The following is a 1,903-nucleotide window of genomic DNA, read 5'->3' on the forward strand; positions in this document are numbered from 1 at the left end:
AGCTGGTGCGCTGAGCCGCGCACGCCCATCCCCATTACCCTGCGCCGTTTTAATACAAGCAAGCCGAGAATCCATGGAACCCCAACTCAATCAAGAAGTGATCAACACCGCCGCCCAACACGACGGCCCGATCGAAACCGATGCCGTCATTGTCGGCGCCGGCCCTGTGGGCCTTTTTCAGGTGTTTGAACTGGGCCTGCTTGAGATCAAGGCGCATGTGATCGATTCCCTGGCCTACCCTGGTGGCCAGTGCATTGAGCTCTACCCCGACAAACCGATTTACGACATTCCCGCCGTGCCGGTCTGCACCGGCAAGGAACTGACCGACAACCTGCTCAAGCAAATCGAGCCGTTTGGCGCGACCTTTCACTTCGGGCAGGAAGTCAGCGTGGTTGAAAAGCAGGAAGACGGGCGTTTCTTTGTCGAAACATCCAAGGGCACGCAATTCCTGACCAAGACCATTTTCATTGCGGCCGGTGTGGGCGCTTTCCAGCCCAAACTGCTGCGGGTCGAGGGTCTGGAAAAGTTTGACGACAGCCAGCTGTTTTACCGGGTCAAGAACCCGGCTGACTTTGCCGGAAAAAACCTGGTAATTGTCGGCGGCGGCGATTCCGCGCTCGATTGGGCCTTGAATTTCGTGAAGGACGGCCCGAACAAAGCCGAGAGCGTCATCCTGATTCACCGCCGCGACGGCTTCAAGGCCGCGCCTGCCAGCGTGGCCAAGATGAGGGAGCTCTGCGATGCCTACGAAATGCAGTTCCTCGTGGGTCAGGTCACGGGTTACGATGAAAAAGACGGCGCACTGACGGGGGCCAAGGTCACCGGCGCCGATGGCATCACCCGCATCGTGCCGCTGGATGTACTGCTGGTGTTCTTTGGCCTTTCACCCAAACTCGGGCCGATTGCCCATTGGGGCCTGGACATTGAGCGCAAACAGCTCAAGGTGGACACCGAAAAATTCTCGACCAATGTGCCGGGCATCTTTGCGGTGGGTGACATCAACACCTACCCCGGCAAGAAAAAGCTGATTCTGAGCGGCTTTCATGAATGCGCGCTGGCAGCCTTTGGCGCCGCGCCCTTCATCTTTCCGGACAAGAAAATCCACCTGCAGTACACCACCACCAGCCCCAAGCTGCACAAGGTGCTGGGGGTTGAAACGCCGGTTTTTGACTGACGCCGGCCCCGAAGCCTGCCTGCAAGCCCGCCCGAGCGCGGGCTTTTTTGTGGGTGGGTGCGACCCGGGTAACAGCCGGAAATTCAGGCCTCAACACTTATCGCTTATCGCAGCGGTATAAGCCGCATGACCTGGGGTGCGTGACCATGGTTCAGTGGTCCGCTGCCCGCACCCGTGCGCACTTTGGCGCCCGCCTCCAGTGCAGCCCGCACATAGGCGCGGGCTGCCTGCACCGCCTCCAGCAAACCAGCGCCCAGGGCCAGGTGCGCGGCAATGGCTGACGACAGCGTGCAGCCCGTGCCATGGGTGTTGGCGCTGTGAATGCGCGGCGCTCGCATCCAGTTCAGCGCGCCGTTTGGGAGGAGCAACAAATCACTCACCACCTCGCCTTTCAGGTGCCCGCCCTTGAGCAACACCGCCCGCGCGCCCATAGCCAGCAACTCGTGCGCAGCGGCCTCCATGTCATGTTCGCTGTTCAAGGACCTGCCCACCAGCAGTGCGGCTTCATCGAGGTTGGGCGTGACCACGGTCGCGCGCCCAAAAAGCGCCTGCACCAGCGCCACAATGGCAGGATTCTCGATCAGCACCGCACCGCTGGTGGCGACCATCACCGGATCAAGCACCACGTTGTCCAGCGCATGCCGGTCAATCGCCTCAGCCACCGTGTGAACGATATCGGGCGCGTGCAGCATGCCAATTTTCACGGCATGCAGACCGATATCTTCGACC

Annotated in this window: 2 protein-coding genes; one reads left to right on the top strand and one right to left on the bottom strand. The window is 60.7% G+C overall.

The genetic code is table 11. The annotated features are described in order from the left end of the window. Positions 1 to 73 precede the first annotated feature (73 nt). Positions 74 to 1,174, top strand: a complete 1,101-nt coding sequence (locus Q8K05_RS04110; protein ID WP_305245253.1) for an NAD(P)/FAD-dependent oxidoreductase — start codon at positions 74 to 76, stop codon at positions 1,172 to 1,174. A gap of 104 nt (positions 1,175 to 1,278) precedes the next feature. On the opposite strand, the gene Q8K05_RS04115 is transcribed toward Q8K05_RS04110, so the two are convergent. After that, positions 1,279 to 1,903 (bottom strand): bifunctional hydroxymethylpyrimidine kinase/phosphomethylpyrimidine kinase (locus tag Q8K05_RS04115; RefSeq protein ID WP_305245254.1); only part of this gene is annotated, 625 nt, incomplete at its 5' end.

It is taken from the genome of Polaromonas sp. (assembly GCF_030682935.1).
Taxonomy (GTDB): Bacteria; Pseudomonadota; Gammaproteobacteria; order Burkholderiales; family Burkholderiaceae_C; genus Polaromonas.

Bases quoted from the DNA above. Each gene is read 5' to 3' on its own strand.
- Q8K05_RS04110 (WP_305245253.1), top strand. From the start codon at position 74: ATGGAACCCCAACTCAATCAAGAAGTGATCAACACCGCCGCCCAACAC.